The sequence below is a fragment of the Streptomyces sp. NPDC111656 genome (assembly GCF_055656965.1).
In genome coordinates, this window is record NZ_JBVKCA010000001.1 from 746,093 (window position 1) to 769,486 (window position 23,394).

General features: G+C 71.4%; 14 protein-coding genes. 8 read left to right on the forward strand and 6 right to left on the reverse strand.

The window, feature by feature from the left end; genetic code table 11:
* Positions 1–141 precede the first annotated feature (141 nt).
* Both ACZ7M3_RS03510 and ACZ7M3_RS03515 read left to right on the forward strand, forming a co-directional pair.
* Positions 142–3,033, forward strand: coding sequence for an ATP-binding protein (locus ACZ7M3_RS03510; protein WP_472061023.1), 2,892 nt, complete (start codon positions 142–144; stop codon positions 3,031–3,033).
* A 173-nt stretch (positions 3,034–3,206) separates the two neighbouring features.
* Positions 3,207–3,704 carry a hypothetical protein gene (locus tag ACZ7M3_RS03515; RefSeq protein ID WP_095856414.1) on the forward strand — a complete coding sequence of 166 codons (498 nt, stop codon included), beginning with the start codon at positions 3,207–3,209 and terminating at the stop codon, positions 3,702–3,704.
* 16 nt (positions 3,705–3,720) lie between these two features.
* Here ACZ7M3_RS03515 and ACZ7M3_RS03520 read toward each other — a convergent pair whose 3' ends face one another.
* On the reverse strand, positions 3,721–4,740 hold the full coding sequence (locus ACZ7M3_RS03520) for an LLM class flavin-dependent oxidoreductase (RefSeq protein ID WP_472060351.1): 1,020 nt from the start codon (positions 4,738–4,740) through the stop codon (positions 3,721–3,723).
* 275 nt (positions 4,741–5,015) lie between these two features.
* On the opposite strand from ACZ7M3_RS03520, the gene ACZ7M3_RS03525 reads away from it, so the two are divergent.
* The 3 genes from ACZ7M3_RS03525 (at position 5,016) to ACZ7M3_RS03535 (ending at position 10,401) form a co-directional block, all read left to right on the forward strand.
* On the forward strand, positions 5,016–8,846 hold the full coding sequence (locus ACZ7M3_RS03525) for a S8 family serine peptidase (RefSeq protein WP_472060353.1): 3,831 nt from the start codon (positions 5,016–5,018) through the stop codon (positions 8,844–8,846).
* Positions 8,847–8,972: 126 nt separating this feature from the next.
* Positions 8,973–9,977: a helix-turn-helix domain-containing protein gene (locus ACZ7M3_RS03530; protein ID WP_388248124.1), complete on the forward strand. Its 1,005-nt coding sequence runs from the start codon at positions 8,973–8,975 to the stop codon at positions 9,975–9,977.
* Between the two features lie 58 nt (positions 9,978–10,035).
* Positions 10,036–10,401, forward strand: coding sequence for a hypothetical protein (locus ACZ7M3_RS03535; RefSeq protein WP_067377714.1), 366 nt, complete (start codon positions 10,036–10,038; stop codon positions 10,399–10,401).
* Between the two features lie 61 nt (positions 10,402–10,462).
* Here the strand turns inward: ACZ7M3_RS03535 and ACZ7M3_RS03540 are convergent, their stop codons facing one another.
* Together ACZ7M3_RS03540 and ACZ7M3_RS03545 are read right to left on the reverse strand one after the other, a co-directional pair.
* Positions 10,463–12,448 carry an N-acetylmuramoyl-L-alanine amidase gene (locus ACZ7M3_RS03540; protein ID WP_472060355.1) on the reverse strand — a complete coding sequence of 662 codons (1,986 nt, stop codon included), beginning with the start codon at positions 12,446–12,448 and terminating at the stop codon, positions 10,463–10,465.
* A 328-nt stretch (positions 12,449–12,776) separates the two neighbouring features.
* Complete coding sequence (locus ACZ7M3_RS03545; protein ID WP_060898028.1) at positions 12,777–13,922, reverse strand: aminoglycoside phosphotransferase family protein; 1,146 nt, start codon at positions 13,920–13,922, stop codon at positions 12,777–12,779.
* Positions 13,923–14,154: 232 nt separating this feature from the next.
* Between ACZ7M3_RS03545 and ACZ7M3_RS03550 the strand changes: the two genes are divergently transcribed.
* A complete protein-coding gene (locus tag ACZ7M3_RS03550; RefSeq protein WP_472060357.1) occupies positions 14,155–15,657 on the forward strand; it encodes a DNA-binding protein NsdB in 1,503 nt (500 codons plus the stop codon).
* Positions 15,658–15,735: 78 nt separating this feature from the next.
* On the opposite strand, the gene ACZ7M3_RS03555 is transcribed toward ACZ7M3_RS03550, so the two are convergent.
* Entirely contained in the window at positions 15,736–17,166 is a 1,431-nt protein-coding gene (locus tag ACZ7M3_RS03555; protein WP_472060359.1) for a PP2C family protein-serine/threonine phosphatase, read from the reverse strand.
* 446 nt (positions 17,167–17,612) lie between these two features.
* On the opposite strand from ACZ7M3_RS03555, the gene ACZ7M3_RS03560 reads away from it, so the two are divergent.
* On the forward strand, positions 17,613–19,634 hold the full coding sequence (locus tag ACZ7M3_RS03560) for a phosphocholine-specific phospholipase C (RefSeq protein ID WP_472060361.1): 2,022 nt from the start codon (positions 17,613–17,615) through the stop codon (positions 19,632–19,634).
* Here ACZ7M3_RS03560 and ACZ7M3_RS03565 read toward each other — a convergent pair whose 3' ends face one another.
* Both ACZ7M3_RS03565 and ACZ7M3_RS03570 read right to left on the reverse strand, forming a co-directional pair.
* Positions 19,635–20,648 (reverse strand): Gfo/Idh/MocA family protein, encoded by a 1,014-nt coding sequence (locus ACZ7M3_RS03565; protein ID WP_472060363.1) that lies wholly within the window; start codon positions 20,646–20,648, stop codon positions 19,635–19,637.
* A gap of 51 nt (positions 20,649–20,699) precedes the next feature.
* Complete coding sequence (locus tag ACZ7M3_RS03570) at positions 20,700–21,797, reverse strand: baeRF3 domain-containing protein (protein ID WP_472060365.1); 1,098 nt, start codon at positions 21,795–21,797, stop codon at positions 20,700–20,702.
* Positions 21,798–22,128: 331 nt separating this feature from the next.
* Between ACZ7M3_RS03570 and ACZ7M3_RS03575 the strand changes: the two genes are divergently transcribed.
* Positions 22,129–23,391 (forward strand): arginine deiminase, encoded by a 1,263-nt coding sequence (locus tag ACZ7M3_RS03575; RefSeq protein ID WP_472060367.1) that lies wholly within the window; start codon positions 22,129–22,131, stop codon positions 23,389–23,391.
* The last annotated feature ends 3 nt before the right edge of the window (positions 23,392–23,394 follow it).

The window sequence follows — 23,394 nt, forward strand, 5'->3', positions numbered from 1 at the left end:
CGGTCGGTGCGCCGAAGCCCGCGCCGGTAGCGGCGGAAGGGCTCCCCACGAGGCGCTACGAGCGTACGCTGAGGTCCCTGGAGGTCACGGTACGCATCCGCTCCCCGCGTGGACCGCACCACCGTGGCCAGGGGGTGGATCATGGGACAGCGCGCTGTACGCAGCAGAAGGACACTCTTCGAACGGGAGGGTGAACTCGCCGCCGCCGACGAGGCGTTGAACGAGCTCACCGGTCTGCGCGAGGACGGAACCGAACCATCCGAGCAGCCCCGAGGCGCGCTCCTCGCCTTCGCCGGACGCGCCGGAATCGGCAAGACCACGCTCCTCGCCGAGGTACGGCGGCGCGCCGCGGCCCAGGGCTGCACCGTCCTGTCCGCGCGCGGCGGCGACCAGGAGCAGGGCGTCGCCTTCCACGTCGCCCGCCAGCTCCTGCAACCCCAGCTCGCCGGGATCGCGGAGGCGGAACTCCGCGCCCAACTGGGGAGTTGGTACGCGATCGTCGGCCCCGCGCTCGGCCTGTGCGCCCCGTCCGAGGGCGCCCCGCCCGACCAGCAGGGCCTGCGCGACGGCCTCGACTGGGTGCTCACCCACCTCGCGGTGCAGCGCGCCCCGATGCTGCTCGTCCTCGACGACGCGCACTGGGCCGACCCCGAGTCACTGAGCTGGCTCGCCGCCTTCGCGCCACGCGTCGAGGAACTTCCGCTGCTGCTCGCCGTCGCCTACCGGCCCGACGAACTCCCCGACCACGCCGAGGCGTTCAGGAGCCTTCCCGGACGCGCGGGCCAGCGCCCCCTCGATCTCGAACCACTCAGCGCCGCCGCCGTGGCCGGACTCGTCCGCGAGGACCTCGGCACCCAGGCCGACGACGTGTTCTGCCGCGAGTGCTGGGCGGTCACCGCGGGCAACCCCTTCGAGGCGGTGGAGCTGACCGCGAAGGTCCGCGACCGCGGGCTGGTCCCGACCGAGGAGGGGGCGCACCTGCTGCGCGACCTCGCCGCCGCCGTCAAGGGCAGCGGCCTGATCGCCCGCCTCGAACGCCTCGGCGCCTCCACCGTGCGCTTCGCCTGGGCCTGCGCCGTCCTCGGCACCGAGATCCCGCCGACCCTGGCCGCCGCCGTGGCCGGCCTCGGCTCCGAGGAGGCCGCCGACGCCGCGGACGCCCTGCGCGGCGCCCGTATCCTCGCCGGCGCCGACACCCTGGAGTTCGTCCACCCCCTCATCGCCACCGCCGTCTACCGCGCCATCCCCGGCGCCGTCCGTGTGGCCCTGCACGGCCAGGCCGCCTGGTGCGTCATCAACGAAGGGCTCGGCCCCTCGGCCGCCGCCCGTCACCTGATGGAGACCCACCCCGAGGGCGACAACTGGGTCGTCCAGCAGCTGCGCGCCGCCGCCCGCGAGACCCAGCGCGCCGGAGCCCCCGACGCCGCCCGCCGCTACCTCGCCCGCGCCCTGCGCGAACCGCCGCCCCTCAAGGAGCGGGCCGCGGTCCTCCACGAACTGGGCTGCGCCTCCCTGCTCACCGAACCGGCCACCACCGTCAACCACCTCCGGGCCGCCCTCGAAGAGCCCATCACCGACCCGGAGCTGCGCCACAACATCGTCTACCGGCTGTCCCAGGTCCTCGCCCACAGCGACCGGCTCGCCGAGGCCTCCGAGACGCTGGCCCGTGAGATCCGCGTGACCGGTGACGCCCGGGTGCGGCTGCGCATGCAGTCCGAACAGTTCATGTGGGACGCCTTCCGCGCCGACGAACCCGACTCCCCGGCTCGCTCCCGCCGCCTGGCCCGCCTCGCCGACCGGCTCACCGGCCGCGACCTCACCGAGCGCTATGTCATCGGCCTGCGCGCCTGGGACGCCACCCTGCGCGGCGAGCCCGCCCACGTCGCGCTCCACCACGCCGAACGCGCCCTCGCCGGAGGGATCCGCTGGGCCGAGGCCGACCGTGGCTTCGAGGTGCCCGTCCTGGTCGCCCTCACCTTCATGTACGCCGACCGCCCGGGCCGTACCGAGGAACTGTTCGCCGCGGGGATCGCCGACTTCGAGTCCCAGGGCTGGCACGGCGCGCACCTCTCCTTCGGCTACACCCTCCTCGGGTACGTCCGCTACCGCCGCGGCCGACTCGCCGAGGCCGAGGACTTCGCCCGCGCGGGCCTCCGGCTCGCCGAACGCGTCGGCGCCAAAACCCCCGTCCACTGGTACGCCGTCGGTGTCATCATCGAGATCCTGCTCGCCCGCGGCCGTGTCACCGAGGCCGCCCAGATCGGCGAGGACCACGCGTTCGGCGCGCCCTTCCCGGCGGCCGTCACCTTCCCCGACGTCCAGACCGTGCACGGCGAACTGCTGCTCGCCCGAGGTCTCACCAAGGAGGCCGCCGCCGAGCTCGAGGCGGCCGGACGCCGCCTGGACCCGCGCGGCATGCGCAACCCCTCCTGGTGTCCCTGGCAGCTCCACCTCGCCCGCGCCGAGCGGCACGACGCGCCGGAACGCGCCGTCGCCACGGCACTCGAAGCGGTGCACCGCGCCCGCCAGTTCGGCGCCCCCTCGGCCGTCGGACAGGCGCTGCGGGCCGCCGCGGACGTGTCCTCCGGCTCGACCCGCGTCAAGTTCCTCGAAGAGTCCGTCAGCCATCTGGAGCGTTCCCCGGCCGCCTACGAACTGGCCTGCGCGCTGGTCGCCCTGGGCACCGAACTGCGCCGCTCGGGCTCTCCCAAGGAAGCCGCCGAACACCTCTACCGGGGACTGGACGCGGCCATGCAGTGCGGCGCCGACGGCCTCGGCGACGAGGCCCGCGCCGAGCTGGCCGCCGCCGGACTGCGCCCGCGCCGCCTGCACAGCACCGAGACGGACACCCTCACCGCCCCTGAACGCGCGGCCGCCGCGCTCACCGCCCGGGGCCGCACCACGACCGAGGTCGCCGAGGAGCTGGGGACCGAGGAGCCGGCCGTCGTCCGCCTGCTCTCGGCGGTCTACCGGAAGCTGGGCACGGACCGTACGGGACTGGCGGCGGCGCTGGGCCGGCAAACGGTCCGGTAGCCACGTGCGACCGGTCCGCCAGTCGTCCACGAACCGGGGCCGGCGACCAGCCACAACCCGGTCCGGCAACCGCGCACAGCCGGGTCAGGCGGCCATGGACAGCGGGGTCTGGGGGCCACGCACGGGGGACGCCCCCGAGGCCCGGTTCGCGCCCGGGCACGTACCATTGCGGCATGTCCTTCCTCCGCCGCCGCAGCGCCACGCCCGCCGGGCCCGACTTCGACGTTCTGGCCATGGATCCGGGTGACTGGCCGGGCAATCTCGGTGCGGGTCTGCTGCCCGCCCCCGACGGCAGCTGCCAGGGTGTCTTCCTGCGCTACGACCTGTTCGGCGGCCGTGGCCCCGCGATGATCATCGGCAATCTGCCCGAGGGCTCCCCGGCCCGCGAGGTCGCCGAGGACGAGATCCCCTTCGAGGTGGCCCAGCTGCTGCTGGCGCTGGAGAACGACGAGGAGGTCACCGTCACTGGGACCGAGGACATGCCGGTGATGCAGGGTGACGGTCTCCTCATCGTGCGCCGTCTCAAGCTCTCCGAGACCCGCATCTCCTGCGTGCAGTTCGACCGCAGCGACAATGTCCTGGTGACCATCGCCGCCTGGGACCGTCCCATCACCGACGACCTGTACGCCCTGCTGAAGCCGCTGCCCCCGGAGCTTTTCCAGCAGGGCTGAGGCCCCGGCGCCGCGTTCAGGCGGCCGGCTGCCACCCGAGTGCCGGACCGAGCCGGGTGGCGATGTCGGTGAGGATCTGCACGTAGTCCTCGTGCCCGAAGGTGAACGGCAGCGCGAACGCGACCTCGTCGACCTCCCGGAACGCGGCGTGGGAATACAGCCGTTCGGCGATCTCCTCGGAGGTGCCGACGAGATCGGGCGCGAACATCATCCGGGCCGGGCCCTGCGGGGTCGCGGTGCGAGGAGTGCGCTTCAGGGCGTACTCCTCGTACTTCTCGCGCTGCTCGGGTGAGGCGCTGTCGGTGGGGATGACGACGAGGCCCTGGGAGACCCGGGCACGCTCGCCGTCGGGGTGGTGGGCGCGGAACGTCCGGATGTGCGACCGCTGGATCTCGGCGAAGTCCTCGGACTCCTCCGCCTTGACGACACTGCTGGTCAGCAGGTTCATCCCGTGCTCGCCCGCCCACTGCGCGGAGCGCAGGCTGCCGCCCCCGTACCACATGCGCCGGCCCAGCCCCGCGGCGTGCGGCTGGACGCGGTCGGAGAACACCTCGAAGCCCTCGACGCCACTGAAGTCGGTCGCCGACTTGCCGCGCACGAAGTCCAGCAGCCGTTCCACGCGGGCGTAGCTGAAGTCCTCGACGTCGCCGGTGTCGGGGTAGAGGGCCTGCTTGACATGGTCGTAGTGCATCGGCGGGCCGACGCTGACGCCCGGGTTGAGGCGCCCCCCGGACAGGATGTCGACCGTGGCAAGGTCCTCGGCCAGCCGCAGCGGGTTCTCCCACCCCACCGGGATGACCGCCGTCCCCAGCTCGATCCGGCTGGTGCGCTGCGAGGCCGCCGCCAGCACGGCCACGGGGGAGGAGATCCCGTACTGGAGATGACGGTGGCGCACCCACGCGCTGTCGAATCCCAGCCGCTCACCGAGCTCGATGATCTCCAGCGTCGACTCGTGACCACGCCGCGGGTCGGCCTCGTCGAACAGCCCGATGGTCAAGAAGCCCAGCTTCCGCAAGGGGTGTGAGGGCAGTGGCACGAGGCTCCTCCAACGTTCGCGACGATCTCTGTTGAACAGATGATCTCTGTTGAACAGTCGAACGTCGGCGCCACGGCGGCTATGCCCGGGGAGGCAGGCGTTTCCCGTGTTCCCGCCCCGACCTCCGCGCAGTCCGCGGGGTGGCGCGGTTGCGACATGTCCCATCCGCGCCACCGGGAAACGGTGACATCGCGTCCGGCGGCAGCGGATTCTGTGCAGCACCCGCATGAAGATCTCCTCACGCGCACAACCCTGCACGGAAAGGTGCTGATCTGATGAGACGCATCCGCCTCGCGGCGGTGATATCGGCCGGCCTGGCGCTGACCGCCGGCGGCGTGCCATCGGCGGCCGGCGCGGCTGGGGTGTCCAGTACGGCCGGGACGGCAACGGCAGCCACGACGGCAACGGCAGCCACGGCTGTCTCGGTGGGCGGCTCGGCCGGCGGCACCGCCACCGTGCGGCTGATCACCGGCGACCGTGTGACCGTCACGACGGACGGCGACGGCAAGCGGATCGCCGCCGTCGAGCCCGGCAGCGGCAGGCGCGGCATCCTGTTCCGGACCGTGGAACAGGACGGTGACCTGACGGTTCTGCCCTCCGACGCCCAGGACCTGGTCTCCGCCGGGCGCCTGGACCGGCAGCTCTTCAACGTCAGCGCACTCATCAAACAGAAGTACGACGCGGCGCACACCGACACGCTCCCCCTGATCATCGGCCGGCCGGACGGTGTCCCGGCCTCCGCGGTGCGCAGACTCACCACGCTGACCGAGGACGACGCGCCCGCCCGCACGCTGGACAGCATCGACGCGCAGGCGGTCCGGATCTCCGACGACGACCTGGACCGGTTCTGGGAACAACTCGCCCCCGCCCCGAACAGGGTGAGCGGCGCGGGCGTGGCCGCCACGCCCAGGATCTGGCTGGACGGCCGGGTGGACGCCGCCCTCGACCGCAGCACCGGACAGATCAACGCTCCGGCGGTCTGGAAGGCCGGGTACGACGGCACGTCCGTCAAGGTCGCGGTACTCGACACGGGTGTCGACCGGACCCACCCGGACCTGGCCGGACGCATCAGCCAGGCGAAGGACTTCTCGGGCAGCTCCGGGACCGGTGACGTCTTCGGCCACGGCACCCACGTCGCCTCCACGGTCGGCGGGACCGGCGCCGCGTCCGGCGGCACCCGCAAGGGGGTGGCACCGGGCGCCGACCTGCTGATCGGCAAGGTTCTCGGGGACGACGGCTACGGAACCGAGTCGCAGGTCATCGACGGCATGGAGTGGGCCGCCGCCGAGGGCGCCAAGGTCGTCAACATGAGCCTGGGCTCGGACGAAGTGAGCGACGGCACGGACCCGATGAGCCTCGCCGTCGACGAACTCAGCAGCACCAGTGGCGCCCTGTTCGTGGTGGCGGCCGGCAACAGCGGAGAGCAGGGCGCGGGAACCATCGGCTCGCCCGGCGCCGCGGACGCCGCACTGACCGTGGGCGCGGTGGACCGCGACGACTCACTCGCCCCGTTCTCCAGCCGCGGTCCACGCCACGGCGACCGCGCGGTCAAGCCCGATGTCACCGCGCCGGGCGTCGGCATCGTCGCGGCCCGCGCGGCGGGCACCACCATGGGCGAACCGGTGGACCAGTACTACGTGGCCGCTTCCGGCACGTCGATGGCCACCCCACATGTGGCGGGCGCCGCCGCCCTGCTCGCCCAGGCGCATCCGACCTGGAGCGGACAGCGGCTGAAGGACGCGCTCATCAGCACGGCGCACACCGTCGGGGGACAGCAGGCGACCGAGGAGGGCGGCGGCCGCGTCGACGTGGCCGCGGCGGCGCTCGGACCGGTCACCGCCACCGGGAGTGTGGCCCTGGGACCCTACGGGACCGGCGGCGACAACGGCACCCCGCGCACGGCCACCGTCCGCTACACCAACACCTCGGACAAGGACGTCACCCTCGCGCTCGCCGCCCGCCTCGCCACCACCGGTGGCCGGGAACTCACGACCGGTGCGCTGCGACTCGGCTCCGACACGGTGCGGATCGCCGCCGGTGCCACCGAGGACGTGCCGCTGACGGTGGACCCCTCCCGGGCCGGCCGGGGCGACTACTACGGCTATGTCACCGCCACCACGACCGACGGCGCGGTCAAGGTCCACACCACGGTGAGCGTCGTGGTGCACGGCCCCACCCACAAGCTCACCGTCACCACCTACGACCACGACGGCAACCGCGTCCAGGCACTGCCCACCATCTGGGGCCCGGACGGATTCGTCGACTACGTCAGCACCGAGCCCGCCGTCGCCGAAGTCGAGGAAGGCACCTATCAACTCGACTACTCCAGCCTGGACACGGCCGACGACGGACAGGAACTGCGCCACGTCGTCATACCGGAGGTGAAGGTCACGAAGGACACGGCCGTCACCCTGGACGCGCGCAAGACCACCAAGGTCGACATCCGCACGCCGCGGCCCGCCGAACAGCGCGGCATCCTCGACTACCAGACCTACCGGCAGATCGACGGACACAGCCTGCTCCAGGGCACGATGTACTTCGACGTGGCCAAGCGGCTCTACGTCAGCCCCACCGCGGCCGTCACCGACGGCACCTTCGAGTTCGCCTCGCGCTGGCAACTGGTCGCCCCGCTGCTCGAGGCGAAGGTGTCGGGCAGCGACCTCGCCCTCAATCCGTACTACATGCCGAGTTCGCCGCTGTTCGACGCCGGCGGCACCACCTTGACCGCCGTGGACGCGGGCACCTTCGCCAAGCCCGACTTCAGCCGGGCCCGCGGCAAACTCGCGATCGTCCGCAACGAAGAGGGCACGGACGAGCGGGAGTTGACCCGGCAGGCGGCCGCGGCGGGCGTACGCGGACTGCTGATGACCCACTTCGCCGACATCGCCTGGACGCGCTGGAGCCCCGACGGCGAACGCACCGCCGTGCCGACCGTCCGCATCGGCAAGGCGGTGGGCGCCGCCCTGCTCGACCGGCTGAAGAAGCACCCGACCACCACCGTCAGGTTCACCGGAACGGCGCAGAGCCCGTACCTCTACGACGTCATGCAGACGTCGTCCCAACAGATACCCCGGCAGGTCGTGTACACGGTGTCCGAGCGCAACAGCGCGGTGCTGCGGACCACCTACGCCGACAACGGAGGAGCGCCCTGGGCCAGTGAACAGCGGTTCGCCCGGCGCCCTTACCAGGACACCGCCTGGCTGCAGTACACCCGCTATGTGCCGACGGGCTTCGTACGCACCGAGTACGTCAGCGCGAACGGCACGACCTGGCTCCACCGTGTGCATCACACGACCACGTTCGACGTCGACATGCCGCTGGCCGTGGGCATGAACGACGCACCCCGCACCTACCGGCCCGGCGAGCACCTCGACGAGCGCTGGCAGGGGGCAGTGGTGCGCCCCTCGATCCCCCGGGGCACCACGACGCCCTCGGTACGGACCGGAGACGTACTGGCCCTGCGCATCCCGGAGTTCACCGACTCCACGGCGGGTCACTGGTCACGGCTGCTCGCCGGTGACGGCGGCGGGGTGGGCGGACTCGCCACCGGGGCCGACGCGCCGGGCGGTGACACGGCAGCCGCGGCGCTCTACCGCGACGGGGTGAAGGTCGCCGACGCCGACAGCGCCTGGACCGATTTCGAGGTCTCCCCGGGCGCAGCCGACTACCGGCTGGACCTGACGACCTCGCGCGTGGACGACGAGTGGGCGTTCGCCGCCCGTACGGACACCTCCTGGTCCTTCCGCTCCGCGACCACGGCCATCGCGACACCGCTGTCCCTGCTGCAACTCGACTACGACGTACCGGTCGACGCGCACAACGCGGTGGGAGCCGGGCGGACGCACACCATCGGCCTGGCCGTCCGCGCCCAGGACGGGCAGCCCGCCCCGCGCGGAGTGTCCCTGCGCGTGGAGGTGTCCTACGACGACGGCAGGCACTGGGGCGGTGCGGCGGTCCGCGGCCGCGGGCACAACGCCTTCCGGGCCACCGTCACCAGGCCCTCCGGCCACGGCGACGCGTATGTGACCCTGCGGGTCACGGCGCGGGACCGGCTCGGCAACAGCGTCCGACAGACGGTGCAACGCGCCTACCTGCAACGGGGATAGACACCGCTGCGCACAGCGCGCAAGGCGGGTGCACGGCGGAGCGACCCGGCCGTGCACCCGCCGCCCGTCCACACGGATGCAGTACGGTGTGCAACCGTTGGACGGGGTGGGACCAAGGAGAGCGCCGTGACACTGGAAGCCGCCGGGGTCACCGATGCCGAGGAGTCCGCCTACCGGATCCTGGTGACGATGAGCAACGCCTCGGCGCGCGAATTCGCGATCCGCTCGGGTGCCACCACCGCGGACGCCGCAGGGACCCTCGAGGCGCTCACGGCCAGGGGGCTGGCCAGTCACACCGACGGATCACCACGGCTCTACCGGGCCACGCCACCCGATGTGGCCCTCATGCCCCGGCTCAAACGCAACGCCGACGCCCTCGACCAGGCCCGCGCCACGGCCACCGCCCTGCTGGCGACCTACCGGGACACCATGCGCCGGCGCGACGCCGGCGAACTCATCGAGGTGATCACCGGGGCGGACGCGCTGCGTCAGCACCTCCGCCGCATCCAGGCCGACACCCAGGACGAGATGCTGTGGTTCTGCAAGGCCCAGTACGTCGCCATGCCGTCGGGCAGCAACGAGGCGGAGTTCGACGCCCTGGCCCGCGGGGTGCGCTATCGGGTCCTCTACGAGAAGGCGTTCTTCGACGACGAGGGAGCCGTGGACAACGTTATCGAGGGCGTACGGGCGGGTGAAGTCGCCCGCGCGGTACCCCATCTGCCCCTGCGGCTCGCCGTGTCCGACCGTGCCATCGCCATCTGCCCCCTCGTACCCGGTGGTCCGCACGGCAGCCCCGAGGAACCCACCGCGGCCCTGGTGCGCGACAGCAGCCTCCTCGCCGCGCTCATCGCACTCTTCGAACGCTACTGGGACGACGCCGTCCCCCTGCACGTCGACGACACCGGAACGGTCAGCGGCACTGACGGGACATCCGGCGCCGACTCCCTCTCCACCACGGACCGACGGCTCCTCTCCCTGCTCGTCGCAGGCGTCACGGACAAGGCGATCGCTTCGCAACTGGGCCTGAGCAGGCGTACGGTCCAACGTCATATCCAGCAACTCATGACGTTCGCCGGGGCGGCCACCCGTATGCAACTGGCCTGGCAGGCCGCTCGCCGGGACTGGGTGTAACGGAGATGGGCCCGGCGCCCGTCTTTGGGCAGTACGCCCGCCACCGATAGGAGTCCCCATGACCGACGGTTCACTCATCGTGGAAAGCCTGAAGGTCGGTACCCACCTGAAGGACCTGCGGATAGAAGCCCGGGAGATCTACCGGTTCCGTCCGCAGAACGTCGGGGCCGGGCAGCCGGACGTCTGGACGGTCATCGAGTTCAGCGTGGCGGCGGCACGCGCGGCGGAGGTCGCGGAGGCGATTTCGGGGGCCTTGGACCAGCCCGGCTGGTACGCGGATCTGCGGTCCGCCGACGAGACGTTCGTGGTGTTCCCGGGGCGCGTTCTGCGATATGCGCGCGGCGACCGCGCGGCCCGGGCCGAGGCCCGGGCGGTGGGCTGGACCTTCGGGGTGCCGGAACACCAGCTCGACTGGTCGGAGTGACGACGGTACGGGAGCGGGGGCCCGGACGCTGTCCGCGGCCCCGGCCCCCGCTCCCCGGCTCCTATGCGTGCGAGCGCGTCAGGTTCACGTCCGCAGCCCGCACGAACGCCACCCGGTGGCCGAACTGGATCTCGTAGTACATGTCCTTGCCGATCACGACCTTGTGCGGGGCCGTGTCGAACGTCGGCGCGTAGAAGTACTCGCCCGGCACCTTGTCGCCGACCGCGTACTTCTGGCCTGCCGGGATCTTGTACGGCAGCGGCGAGACGGCCTGGACGGGCACGCCCGCGGGGTACGCCGCCGCCTCCGGGTAGGCACGCCCGTACACGGGGATCCCCGTGACGCCGGCCTTGGGGGTCACGACCTGACCCGAGGCGTTCACCGCCGTCGGCCGGCTCTGCGGGTTCTTGAACCAGGCCTTCTGGCCCAGGTACCAGATCGCCGTCCAGTCGCCGTCACGGTCCGCGACCGCGTACCGCTGTCCGGTGGAGACCCGTGAACCCACGTCGTTCACGTCGATCGTCGAGTCGTCGCCCTTGGGACGCAGTCCGATGTCCTTGATCAGGGGCGAGGTCTCGTCCGGCCGGGAGTAGAGCCGCACCTCGCTGGAACCGTGCGCGGCGCAGGGCTCGCCGCTGGTGACACAGCCCGTGTACCGGGGTTGGTTCTGCGCGAAGTCCGGCAGCACGGTGACCAGACCGCCACTCGTCCTGGTCGTCGTCGCGCGTGGCAAGGGGTGGCCGAGCAGGGTGAAGTAGTGCTGCCAGTCCCAGTACGGACCCGGGTCCGTGTGCATGCCGGGGATGGTCGACGTGGTCGGACCGGGCACGTTCTCGTGGCCCAGGATGTGCTGGCGGTCCAGCGGAACGCGGTACTTGTCGGCGAGGTAGTTCACCAGCCGCGCCGAGGCGCGGTACATCGCCTCCGTGTACCAGGCGTCCGGCGAGGCGAGGAATCCCTCGTGCTCCAGGCCGATCGACTTGGCGTTGATGTACCAGTTGCCCGCGTGCCAGGCCACGTCCTTCGCCTTCACATGCTGGGCGATGTGACCGTCGGTCGAGCGCAGGGTGTAGTTCCACGACACGTAGGCCGGGTCCTGGACCAGCTTCAGAGAGCCGTCCCAGGTGCCCTCCGTGTCATGGATGACGATGTACTTGATGCTCTGCGACGCGGGCCGGTCACCGAGGTCGTGGTTCCCGTAGTCACTGCCGCCGAACTCGGTGTACGGAGCTGGGATCCACTCGCAGGACACGGACGTGGGGCACTCGGTGTTCGCGGCGGAGACGGTACGCAGCCCGGCCCGCCGTAGCTGCGCGGTGTCGGGGCGCAGACCGGGCCGGGCGGCGAGCGCGACCTCCTGACCGGCGTCCGTGGTGCGCTCCTCGCCGTCGCGGATCACGCCGTAGACGTCATTGGCGTACGTCGCCGCGGTCGCCGTGTCGTCCGCGCCGGAGAAGCGCGCCACCGCGCCGTACCAGTCGGCCGCGTCGTCGCTCAGCGGCTCGCCGAGGTCCTGCTGCGCGGCCACGAGGAGCGCGGCCCCGCCCGCCACGTTCGCGGCGGCGTCGGTGCGCAGCCGCTCCTCGGGCAGGCCGGTGAGCCGGGCCGCCTTCGGCAACGTCTTCAGCCGGTCCGGGAGTTGGGAGTTCTGCGGCACCTGGGTCGTGGGCAGCAGGGGCGCGCGCGAGCTGTCGCCGCGGGCGTCCTCCGTGCCCTCGCTGTGGTGCGGGGCCTTCGCGATCGCCGTCCGCGCGTCGGTGAGGTGCATGGGGCCGTAGCCGCCGCTGACGCTCGGCGCGCCGGCGTGCGCGTCCCAGCGGGACTGGAGGTAGGAGACGCCGAGCAGGACGCTCAGCGGCACGTGGTAGTCGGCGGCCGCGTCGGCGAAGGCCCGCTGGAGATCAGCGGAGGACGCCTGCGCGGTGCTGGTCGACGGTGCCGCGCCGAGCAACGGCAGCAACAGCGCCGCCGAGGCGACGGCGCCCGCGGTACGGCGCGCGCGTCTGTGCCCGGCCGTGGCCTCGGGGTCGGTGAAGGATCCTCGCAATGCAGCCTCCTGGGACGATCGAGCGCGGTGGAGCGTGCGGGCCGAACGTGGGTCAGTGGTATCGGCTCTCCGACGATCCGTCAATCATGCCCAAGAGCAGGCGATTTCCCATGTCAGCGAGGGACGAAGAGGATTTCGTGGCGGCAGCGGGACAGCCTGCAAGGCGTCAGTGGAGTGGACCGGTGGCGCGAACGGGTGAAGATGCCCCGGAGGGGATTCCGGCAGGGAAGCGCCGCCTACCGTACGTCGGCACCGCACGGCAGTGCCCCCGCATGACGAAGGCCCGCGGTGTGCCGCCGTTCAGGCGCACCGCGGGCCTTCGTCCCCGTCAACGAGTGCCGACCGCCGCTCGAACGGCCCGACGGGCCATCTGGCAGTCGTCGTGCAGCCGCCGCAGCAGCAGCCGCTGTTCCTCGCCGGACGGCGCAGCACCCGGATGGGCCGGTCCCGGTGCCGCCGGGGTCGCGTCGTGCATCGAACGCTGCACGGCCGTCTCGTACGTACGGATCTCCCGGGTCAGTACGAGCATCAGATTCACCAGGAAGGCGTCACGCGCCGCGGGACCGGCGGACTGCGCGAGCTGACTGATCTGGCGGCGCGCCACGGGAGCGTCACCGAGGACCGCCCACAGCGTCGCCAGGTCGTAGCCCGGCAGGTACCAGCCCGCGTGCTCCCAGTCCACCAGCACTGGACCGGCCGGTGAGAGCAGGATGTTCGACAGCAGCGCGTCCCCGTGACAGAACTGGCCCATGCCCTGACGGCCCGCCGAGTGCGCGATGCCGTGCACCAGCTTCTGCAGGTCGCCCATGTCCCGGTCCGTGAGCAGACCCAGCTCATGGAAACGGGAGATCCGCTCCGCGTAGTCCAGCGGGGCGTCGAACGTCCCCGCCGGCGGCCGCCACGCGTTCAGCCGGCAGATCGCACCCAGTGCCGCCCGGATGTCCGCGCGGGGCGGCGCCTCCGCGGGGTGGCGCTGCAGCGCGGCCACCCGCCCCGGCATCCGCTCGATCACGAGGGTGCAGTTGTCCGGGTCCGCCGCGATCAGCCGGGGCACCCGGACCGGCGGCCGATGCCGCACGAACGATCGGTATGCCGCTATTTCGTGCCTGATCCGCTCCGCCCAGATCGAGGAGTGGTCCAGTAAACACTTGGCGACCGCCGTGCTGCGCCCCGTCGTGCCGACGAGGAGCACGGAGCGTCCGCTGCGGCGCAGTACCTGGACCGGAGCGAACTCCGGACAGATCCGGTGCACCGACGCGATCGCCGTGCGCAGCTGCGCGCCCTGAGGGCCGGACAAGTCGATTCTCCCGCTGAGCGGTTGGGTGCCGAGCCCCGGAACGCGCCGCGTCCTGCCGGCGCCGAGCACGGGGGCCGCCGGTCGAGCGGGGTCGAGGTAGGGGCCGCTGCCCGCCGCCGCCGGGCGGGGGTGAAGCGACCGGGGCGGAGCGGACACGGAGGACGATGCTGTGTACATGGGCGAAACAGATCCCTTCGTGTGCCTGCAAGTTGCCGCGCTACCCGCCCCGGCCGCCCTGGTGCACCCTGGGGGAATGTCCTCGGCAACCGGGTCGGGGTGGCGCTTTCCTACCTGACACCGGATGCCCAGTGGCAGACCATCTGGCGCACCCTGGCGAACCCTGGCGAATAGTCGCTCAGCAACTGACAGAGGGTTACTGTCAACTCAGCCGAGAACCTGGGGGCTTGACGTGAACGGACAACCCAACACTCGTCTGTCGGATCTGTTCGGCCTGGCCGGCTGGTCCAAGGGCGAACTCGCGAGGCTGGTCAACAAGCAGGCGGCGGCCATGGGTCACCCTCAGCTGGCGACCGACACCTCACGGGTGCGGCGTTGGATCGACATGGGAGAGATCCCGCGCGATCCGGTTCCGCGAGTGCTGGCGGCTCTTTTCACCGAGCGTCTCGGCCGTGTCGTGACCATTGAGGACCTCGGTCTGGTGCGGCACGGGCGTGTGGGGAAACGGCCGGGCGGCGGGAATGTGGAACATCCCGACGGTGTGCCGTGGGCGCCCGAGCGAACCGCTGCGGTCCTCACCGAATTCACGGGAATGGACCTCATGCTCAACCGACGCGGCTTGGTGGGCGCGGGTGCCGCGCTCGCCGCGGGATCCGCACTCAGCAGTGCCATGCACGACTGGCTCCACACCGATCCGGCCCTCGTGGCCGACGCCCCTGTAGTCGACAATCCCCTGCACGCCGACCCCGCTGGGTTCGACCGTTACGAGGCCGCCCCCATCGGGTCGCAGGAGATCGAGGAACTGGAGCGCTCGGTCGAGGTGTTCCGGGCCTGGGACGCGGCCCGCGGCGGCGGGTTGCAACGCAAGGCCGTGGTGGGCCAGCTCAACGAAGTGGGAGGCATGCTCTCCTACCGACACCCTGACCATCTGCAGCGCCGCCTGTGGGGCGTCGCCGCCAATCTCGCCGTCCTCGCGGGCTGGATGTCGCACGACGTCGGCCTGGAGCCCACGGCCCAGAAGTACTTCGTCATCGCCGCGCACGCGGCCAGAGAAGGCGGCGACCGGCCGCGCGCCGGGGAGGCGCTCTCCCGCGCCGCCCGTCAGATGGTGCACCTGGGCCGGCCCGACGACGCCCTGGACCTGATGAAGCTCGCCAAGTCGGGCTCGGGTTCCGAGATGTTGCCGCGCACCCGCGCCATGCTCTGCACGATCGAGGCCTGGGCTCAGGCGTCGATGGGCAAGGGCCAGGCCATGCGGCGCACCCTGGGAGAGGCGGAGAACCTCTTCGTCTCCGACAAGGGTGATGTGCCACCGCCGAGCTGGATGCAGATGTTCGACGAGGCGGACATGCACGGCATGCAGGCCCTGGCCTACCGGACGCTCGCGGAGCACGATCCGGCCGCGGCGACCACGGCGCAGCGCCACGCGAAGGAAGCGTTGCATCTGCGGGAGAACGGGCGGCAGCGGTCACAGATCTTCGACTGGCTGTCGCTGGCCTCGGCGTGCTTCATCGCGGACGACCCCGAGCAGGCGGACCGCTATGCCCGGCTGGCCCTGGTGTCGATGGGGGCGAACTCCTCCCACCGCACCTGGGACCGACTGCGCGAGATGTACCGGCTCACCGCCGAGTACTCCGGCTATCCGAAGATCCACGAACTGCGTGAGGAGATCCAACTCGCCCTCCCCAAGAGCTCGCTCAGGCCGAAGCGCGGGGGCACCACCACACAGGCATGAGCACTCCCTGCCTGTGCGCAGCAAGGGTTCCGGGTCGGGTCGTGCCAGATCGGGTCTGTGAGTCGATCTCGGCGAGGTCTATGAGCCGATCCTGGCGATGAGCACGCAGGCGTCGTCCTCGCGCTCACTCTCGCCGAACTCCTCGACTACCGTCCGTACGCAGTCCTGGGCCGTGCGGGCTCCGCGGAAGCGCGGGGCCAGGTCGAGCAGCCTCTCGACGGCCCCCGCTCCATAGTGCCCGGGGACCAGTCCGTCGGTGTGCAGAAGCAGCAGGTCGCCGTCTTCGAGGGTCTCTTCGGCCTGCCCGTAGACGGCCCCCGAGGTCGCCCCGAGCAGCACGCCGTCCGGCGCTGCCAGCATGCGCCCCGTCCCGTTGCGGAACAGCAGCGGGGCGGGGTGTCCTGCCTGCGCCCAGGTGAGGGTACGGGTCTCGGGCCGGTAGCGGCAGCAGACGGCGCTGCCGAGGGACGGCTGCACCGAGGCGTCGAGCAACTGGTTGAGCCAGGACATGAGTTGCCCGGGCCGGGTGCCCGCGACGGCCATGCCGCGCAGGGCGCCGAGCAGCATCGCCATGCCCGAGGCGACGGTGACGCCCTGCCCGGTGAGGTCACCGACGCTCAACAGCGTCGCTCCGTCGGGCAGTTCCATCGCGTCGTACCAGTCGCCGCCGATCAGCGCGCTGTTCGAGGAGGGCAGATGACGGGCGGCGAGGTCCAGGGCCTCGGGGCCCCGCTGCGGGAACCGCAGGGAGCCGCGCCAGGGTGGCAGCACGGCCTCCTGCAGCTGGACCGCGAGCCGGCGCTCGCTCTGCGCGTGGTGCCGGTGCAGCTGAAGCGACTCACGGCTCTCGCTCACCGTCCGCTGGTTGCGGCGCAGTTCGCTGACGTCGCGCAGCACGGCCCACATCGCGGCGGTGCTGCCGTCGGTGTCGAGTACGGGCTCGCCCATCATGTGCACGGTCCGTACCCCGCCGTCGGGGCGCACGATGCGGAACTCGCCGTCGATGGGCTTCGCGTCGATGAGGCAGTCGGTGACCATCGCCGTCAGCATCGGCCGGTCCTCGTCGAGCATCAGCGACGGCAGTTCGTCGAGGGTGAGCGGGGGAGCGGCGGGGTCGCGGCCCAGGATGTCGTAGAGCTCTCCGGACCAACTGGCCTCGTCCGTGAGCAGGTTCCACTCGGCGCTGCCCACCCGGCTGAGCAGCGAGCCGCGCCGGGGCGCGGCCGACACGGCCGCTGCGGCGGGCGCGCCGGCCGGCTCCGCCGGCACCGGCGGGGGTCCGTCCCGCAACTGTGCCAAGTGCTCGTCGAGGTCGTTGAGTTGGTGCATCGCCAGATCGCACAGCGCGCGCTGCCAGCGTCCTTGGGGGTCCGTGCCGTCGAAGGGGGCGTCCCGCCGTACGGCGTCCATCTCGCCGCGCAACCGTCGCGTCTGCGAAATGAGCGCGTCGACCGAGCCGCGTGGGGGCGGCTCGGCGGCTGGGCGGTCCGCAGAGAGATGGGACGGCATGACGCACTCCGATGGGGGACGGTACGACCAAGGCTGGGGGGAAGGACCGTTACGACTGTTGCACAGCCCGCGACGCCCTGTAAGGGATTTGGCAACACACGATCCGGTGGTGCTTCTGGCATATGCCTCAGTCCAGACGGACGGGTCGACCGGCATCGATTCGGTACGCGGGTCGCGCACCCAAGTCGTAGAAAGCGTACGTGACTTGAGGGGGTCCACAGGTGGCCGGGACCCTCCTTCATTTCTTTGTTCGACGGTCATATGTACGCGGCGTGTCCATGCCGGGGAACGAGGGGCCCACGTTCACAGTGAACGGACGAAAGGCGGCGGCGTTCGGCCGCTGTTCATTCGTCCCTCACCGCATCGGTATGACCCTTGGCGATTGCCGCGTGCACGCTGTCGCGCGGTGTGCCGCAGGGGCACTCCGGTGAGGAGGGGGCGGGCGAATGACACCGATCAGCCGAAGAGGCTTCGTGGGACTCGGCGCATCCGTGGCGGCGGGCGCCGCGCTGGGCGCCGGCTCGCGCCCGGCGGCGGCCGCCGGCGCGACGACCGGCACCATCTCGGACGTACGGCACGTCGTCGTCCTCATGCAGGAGAACCGCAGCTTCGACCACTACTTCGGCCGCCTCAAGGGCGTCCGCGGCTTCGACGACCGCAGCGGCATCACCCTGTCCGGCGGGTACTCCGTCTTCAACCAGCCCAACGGCGGCGGACGGCAGTACCCGTGGAAGCTCAGCTCCACGCCCGCCGCGGGCGGCAAGGACGGCGAGACCCTCGCACAGTGCAACGGCGACCTCCCGCACTCCTGGTCCTCGCAGCACTCCGCCTGGAACAAGGGACGCCTCGACAACTGGGTCTCCGGTGTCGGCAACGTCCGCTCGCTCGGCTATCTCGACCGCTCCGACATCCCCTTCCACTACGCGCTCGCCGACAACTACACGATCTGCGACGCCTACTTCTGCTCCGCGCTCAGTGCGACCGGCCCCAACCGCACCTACCTGTGGAGCGGCAAGGTCGACGGCTCCAGCTACGACGGCGGCGACGAGTCCGGACTGACCTGGCAGAACTACGCCGAGGCGCTCCAGACGGCCGGAGTGACCTGGAAGGTCTACCAGAACGCGCAGGACAACTACGGCGACAACGGCTGCGCCTACTTCAAGAAGTTCGCCTCCGCGAAGGCGGGCGACCCGCTGTACGACCGCGGCATGGCCTCCGTGCCGAAGGCCACCGGCTCCACCCCCGACGACATAGCCGCCGCCATCAGGGCCGACGTCCTCGCCGGCACCCTGCCCCAGGTCTCCTGGGTGGTCGCCAACCAGGCCTTCTCCGAGCACCCCTACGCCCCGCCCGGCGACGGCGCCCACTTCGTCGACCTGGTGTACAAAGCCCTCGCGGCCGACCCGGACGTCTTCGACTCCACCGTCCTGTTCCTCAACTACGACGAGAACGACGGCTTCTTCGACCACGTGCCGCCCCCGGCCCCGCCCGCGGACACGGCGGGGGAGTTCCTCAACGGCGTCCCGTACGGTCTCGGCTTCCGTGTCCCGATGCTCGTCATCTCGCCCTGGACGCGTGGCGGCTGGGTCTCCTCGGAGATCTTCGACCACACCTCGGTCCTGCGCTTTATGGAGACGTGGACGACGGCGCTCGGCAAGCCCGCTGCCTGCCCCAACATCAGCGCCTGGCGCCGCAAGGTCACCGGCGACCTCACCGGGGTCTTCGACTTCTCCAACCCGGCCTACGGGACCGTCCCGCTGCCGGCCATGAGCGTGCTCGGGATCGCCACCTGCGGCCCCCTGCCCAACCCGGTGCCGACCACCAACGCCCTGCCCGCCCAGGAGCCCGGCACCCGGCCCGCCCGCGCCCTGCCCTACCAGCCGAACGGCTACCTGGACCACCTGGAGTTCGGGGCGAGCGGCAAGATCGTCGCCTGGTTCACGATGGCCAACCAGGGCACCCCGGCCGGCAGGGCCGCGCACCTGTCGATCCACCCGAACGCCTACCGCGACACCACGCCCTGGCAGTACACCGTCGACGCCGGCGCCACCGCCTCCGACTCCTTCAACATCGGCTCGGGGTACGGCAACGGCAAGTACGACTTCACCATGGCCGGCCCCAATCGCTTCCTGCGCCGCTTCAAGGGCGACGCGACCTCGGTGGGCAAGTCGGCCGAGGTGAGCACCCGTTACGCCACCGAACCCGGCACCGGCAAAACTGCCCTCTACTTCAAGATGACCAACTCCTCGGCCGCCCCGGTGAAGTTCACGATCACCTCGAACCACTACCGCGGCGACGGGCCGTGGACGTACACCGTCGCCGCGGGCGGTTCGGCCGAGGACTTCTTCAACGCCGTCGCGTACCAGAACGGCTGGTACGACTTCACGATCACCGTCGACTCCGACGCGAGCTGGTCGCGCCGGTTCACCGGGCACATCGAGACGGGCGTGGCGAGCGTCAGCGGCTGATCACGCGTAGAGGTCCGGGCGCTGGGCGAGTTCGACGGTCACCCGGCCGCCGCCCTCCAGCGCCCGGACCCCGGCCTCGGCGACGGCCGAAGCCGCGTACCCGTCCCACGCGCTCGGCCCGGTCACCTTCCCCTGCCGGGTGGCGTCCACCCAGGCCTGCACCTCGCGGTCGTAGGCGTCGGCGAACCGTACGAGGTAGTCCTGTGCCACCTCCTCGCGGGCGCCGCCCGCCGTCGTCACCACCATGGTGTGCTCGTCCCCGATCCGCGCGCTCCCGGACTCGCAGACCGCCTCGCAGCGCACCTGGTAGCCGAAGCCGGAGTTGACGAAGACCTCGACGTCGACGAGAGCGCCTTCGGCCGTCTCGAACACCACGAACTGGGGGTCGAGAAGCCCCTCGGGGGCATCCGCGGACGGCCGTGGGCGCAGCACGGTCACGGCGGTGAGTTCCTGGTCGAGCAGCCAGCGCGCCACGTCGATCTCGTGCGAGACGGAGCTGTTGACCAGCATCGCCGAGGTGAAGCCGGGCGGGGAGGACACATTGCGGTGCGTGCAGTGCAGCATCAGCGGACGGCCCAGCCGCCGACTGTCCAGCAGGGACTTCAGGCGCTGGTACTCGGCGTCGTACCGGCGCATGAACCCGACCTGCACCAGCCTCCGGCCGAGCCGCGCCTCCGCCTCCACCACCCGCAGTGCCCCGGCGGACTCCGGCACCATCGGCTTCTCGCACAGCACCGGAAGACCGCGGTCGAAGGCCGCGAGCAGCGCCTCCTCGTGCGCGGGCCCGGGGGAGGCGATCAACACCGCCTGTACGCCGGGCGCGTCGAGGGCCGCCGCCACCTCGGTGTGCACCGAGACACCGTCGATGCCGGCGACGGCGTCCTTGGCGCGCACGGTGTCGGGATCGGCCACCGCCGCGACGCGGGCGCCGTTCACCACACGATCGATCCGCCGTACATGGTCGGCTCCCATGTGGCCCGCACCCAGGACCGCGACACCCAACAGCTCACTCACGCGCTCACCTCTCCGGCAGACAGCTCTGGAGGCGATTGTCTGCCGGAATGATCAGTAGCGCAGCACCCCGGCGATGCCTTTCGCGTCACCGAGACTGCCGTCGGGGACGAAACGGACGTCCGCTCCGGTCTCCAGGCACTGTTCGACGATCTCGTCGACGATGTCCTCGCGGGCGTCCAGATCATCGCTCTCGGCCGGGATCAGATGGTCACCGCCGTCGTCCCGTACCGTCACGCGGTAGTTCTCCTCGACGGCCAGCAGCCGGACCCGGCCCTGGGAGGCGTTCTGCCACACCTCGTCGACCCCGGCCGCGAACTCCTTGCGGCCACGCGCCGACTCGAGTTCGCGGGCCACGGCGTCGGTGTCCCTGCGCTCCTCGGCGCTGATCAGCGGGCGGACCGCCTGCCACACGGCGTCGGGGGTGCCGTGCGCGAGTCCGCCGTGCGGGATGTGCGTGGCGTCCTTGGTGACCGTGCCGACCTCGTCGAGGAGGGAGAGCGCGGCGGTCTCGCCGGTGACGTACAGCGGACGCGGATCCTCGCGCAGGACGGCGCTCATCGCGGTGTCGGCGTCCCGCACGAAGTGCTTGGTGCGCTCGTCGCGGAAGGTGCTCGGCAGGTCTCCGATGCGCTCCTTGCGCTCGGCGTTCGGGTCCTCGAGGCTGCGGGTCCGCGGGAAACCGCCGATGCGCTGCTCGGTGACCCGGTCGGCGCCGCCGTTCCACAGCGTCACCCGGTCCGCCGACACCGCGAGCACCCAGAACGGCCGCTCCGAGACCTGCGCGGCGACGAGGTTGCGGGTCAGGAAGGTGTCCGAGAGCACCACGCGTTCGGGCACCGTGCGGGCCAGCGACCACACCTGGTGCTCGCCCGGCGCCGCGAAGATCGCGAGGCCCTCCTCCGCGTGCGCCAGATCGACCTCCGCGAGGGCCTGGTCGAGCTGCTGGACGAGGTCGGTGCGCCGTTCGCGGGTGACCGCCGGATCGGACTCGATCTGTTTCTTGGCCTCGGCCACGACATTGCGCAGCCGGACCGGATCCTGGGCGTTGTCGGGTTCGCGGCGGTGCGTGGGCGTCAGCACCGACACCGCGGGATAGGGCCGCGGCCTGCGCAGCATGGTGAGGGTCGCTGGGCTGAGTGCGTGCTCCATAACAGCACGATAGAGCCGATTCAGGTATCGGGCATTTGGGGCAGTTGATTGTTAGTGTCGCTCGGGTCGCCGGACGACGTTCCCCCGCGTCGTCGTCGCACGACGACGCCCGCCTCCGCAGGACGCCCACGCGTTCAGCTTCGCGCTCGACCTGACCAGCGCGCCGACCCTGATCCCGATCCTGCCGGCGGCGGCCTTCGCCCCGAAGACCGCACGGGGGAGTCCCGGCGGTGACCTGGCCGTCGCCGCGCTCGCCACGGTGCTGTTCGTGATGGCCCGGCGCGAGCAGGGCAGACGGCCCGCCCGTCCCCGCCCCGGAGAGAGGCACACCGTGACCAGTCAGGAAACCACCGGCCGCCCGGCGTACGGCGTCCACTCCGAGGTCGGCAGACTGCGCAAGGTACTCGTCTGTGCGCCCGGTCTCGCGCACCGCAGGCTCACCCCCACCAACTCCGACGACCTGCTCTTCGACGACGTCATGTGGGTCGAGAACGCCCAGCGCGACCACGCCGACTTCGTCAACAAGATGCGCGAACGGGGCGTCGAGGTCGTCGAACTGCACGATCTGCTCGCCCGGACCATGGCACTCCCGGTCGCCAGGGACTGGCTCCTGGACCGGAAGATCACCCCGAACGAGGTCGGTATCGGGCTCGTCGACGACACCCGCGCCTTCCTGGAGACACTGGAACCGGCCCGGCTCGCCACGTTCCTGATCGGCGGCCTCGCCACCGCCGACCTGCCCGAGGACCACCGCTCCGTCTACCTGGCGCTGGCCCGCGAGTCCACGGGCGTACCCGAGTACCTGATGCCACCGCTGCCCAACACCCTCTACACCCGCGACACGACCTGCTGGCTGTACGAGGGCCTCACGCTCAACCCGCTGTACTGGCCGGCTCGGCACGACGAGACGCTCCTGATGAAGGCGATCTACACCTTCCACCCCGACTTCGCGGGCTCGACCGTGTGGTGGGGCGATCCCGAACGGGACTGGCGGGAGGCCACGTTCGAGGGCGGAGACATCATGCCGGTCGGCAACGGCGTCGTGCTCATGGGCATGAGCGAGCGCACCTCGCGCCAGGCCATCACCCAGGTCGCGGCGGCGCTGTTCGAGAACGGCGCCGCCGAGCACGTGATCGTCGCAGGCCTGCCGAAGCTGCGCTCCGCGATGCACCTCGACACGGTGTTCACCTTCGCCGACCGCGACCTGGTGACTCTCTATCCGACCGTCATGGACGCCGTCCGCACCTTCTCCCTGCGCCCGAGCGACAAGGCCCCCGGCATCGAACTCACCGACGAGGGCGCACACCCCTTCACCGAGGTCGTCGCCAAGGCCCTCGGACTGTCCGAACTGCGGATCGTCGAAACGGGCGGGGACGTGTACGCCTCCGAGCGGCAGCAGTGGGACAGCGGCAACAACGCGGTCGCGCTGGAACCGGGCGTGGTGGTCACCTACGACCGCAACACCCAGACCAACACCCTGCTGCGCAAGGCCGGGATCGAGGTCATCACCATCGTCGGTGCCGAGCTGGGGCGTGGCCGGGGCGGCGGCCACTGCATGACCTGCCCCATCATCAGGGACCCGGTGGAGTCCTGAACG

What these genes read in the sequence shown, in the direction of transcription:
- ACZ7M3_RS03525 (WP_472060353.1), top strand. Translation starts at nt 5,016, where the DNA reads ATGAGACGCATCCGCCTCGCGGCGGTGATATCGGCCGGCCTGGCGCTG.
- ACZ7M3_RS03570 (WP_472060365.1), bottom strand. Translation starts at nt 21,797, where the DNA reads ATGGAGCACGCACTCAGCCCAGCGACCCTCACCATGCTGCGCAGGCCG.
- ACZ7M3_RS03510 (WP_472061023.1), top strand. Translation starts at nt 142, where the DNA reads ATGGGACAGCGCGCTGTACGCAGCAGAAGGACACTCTTCGAACGGGAG.
- ACZ7M3_RS03555 (WP_472060359.1), bottom strand. Translation starts at nt 17,166, where the DNA reads ATGCCGTCCCATCTCTCTGCGGACCGCCCAGCCGCCGAGCCGCCCCCA.
- ACZ7M3_RS03535 (WP_067377714.1), top strand. Translation starts at nt 10,036, where the DNA reads ATGACCGACGGTTCACTCATCGTGGAAAGCCTGAAGGTCGGTACCCAC.
- ACZ7M3_RS03545 (WP_060898028.1), bottom strand. Translation starts at nt 13,922, where the DNA reads ATGTACACAGCATCGTCCTCCGTGTCCGCTCCGCCCCGGTCGCTTCAC.
- ACZ7M3_RS03560 (WP_472060361.1), top strand. Translation starts at nt 17,613, where the DNA reads ATGACACCGATCAGCCGAAGAGGCTTCGTGGGACTCGGCGCATCCGTG.
- ACZ7M3_RS03515 (WP_095856414.1), top strand. Translation starts at nt 3,207, where the DNA reads ATGTCCTTCCTCCGCCGCCGCAGCGCCACGCCCGCCGGGCCCGACTTC.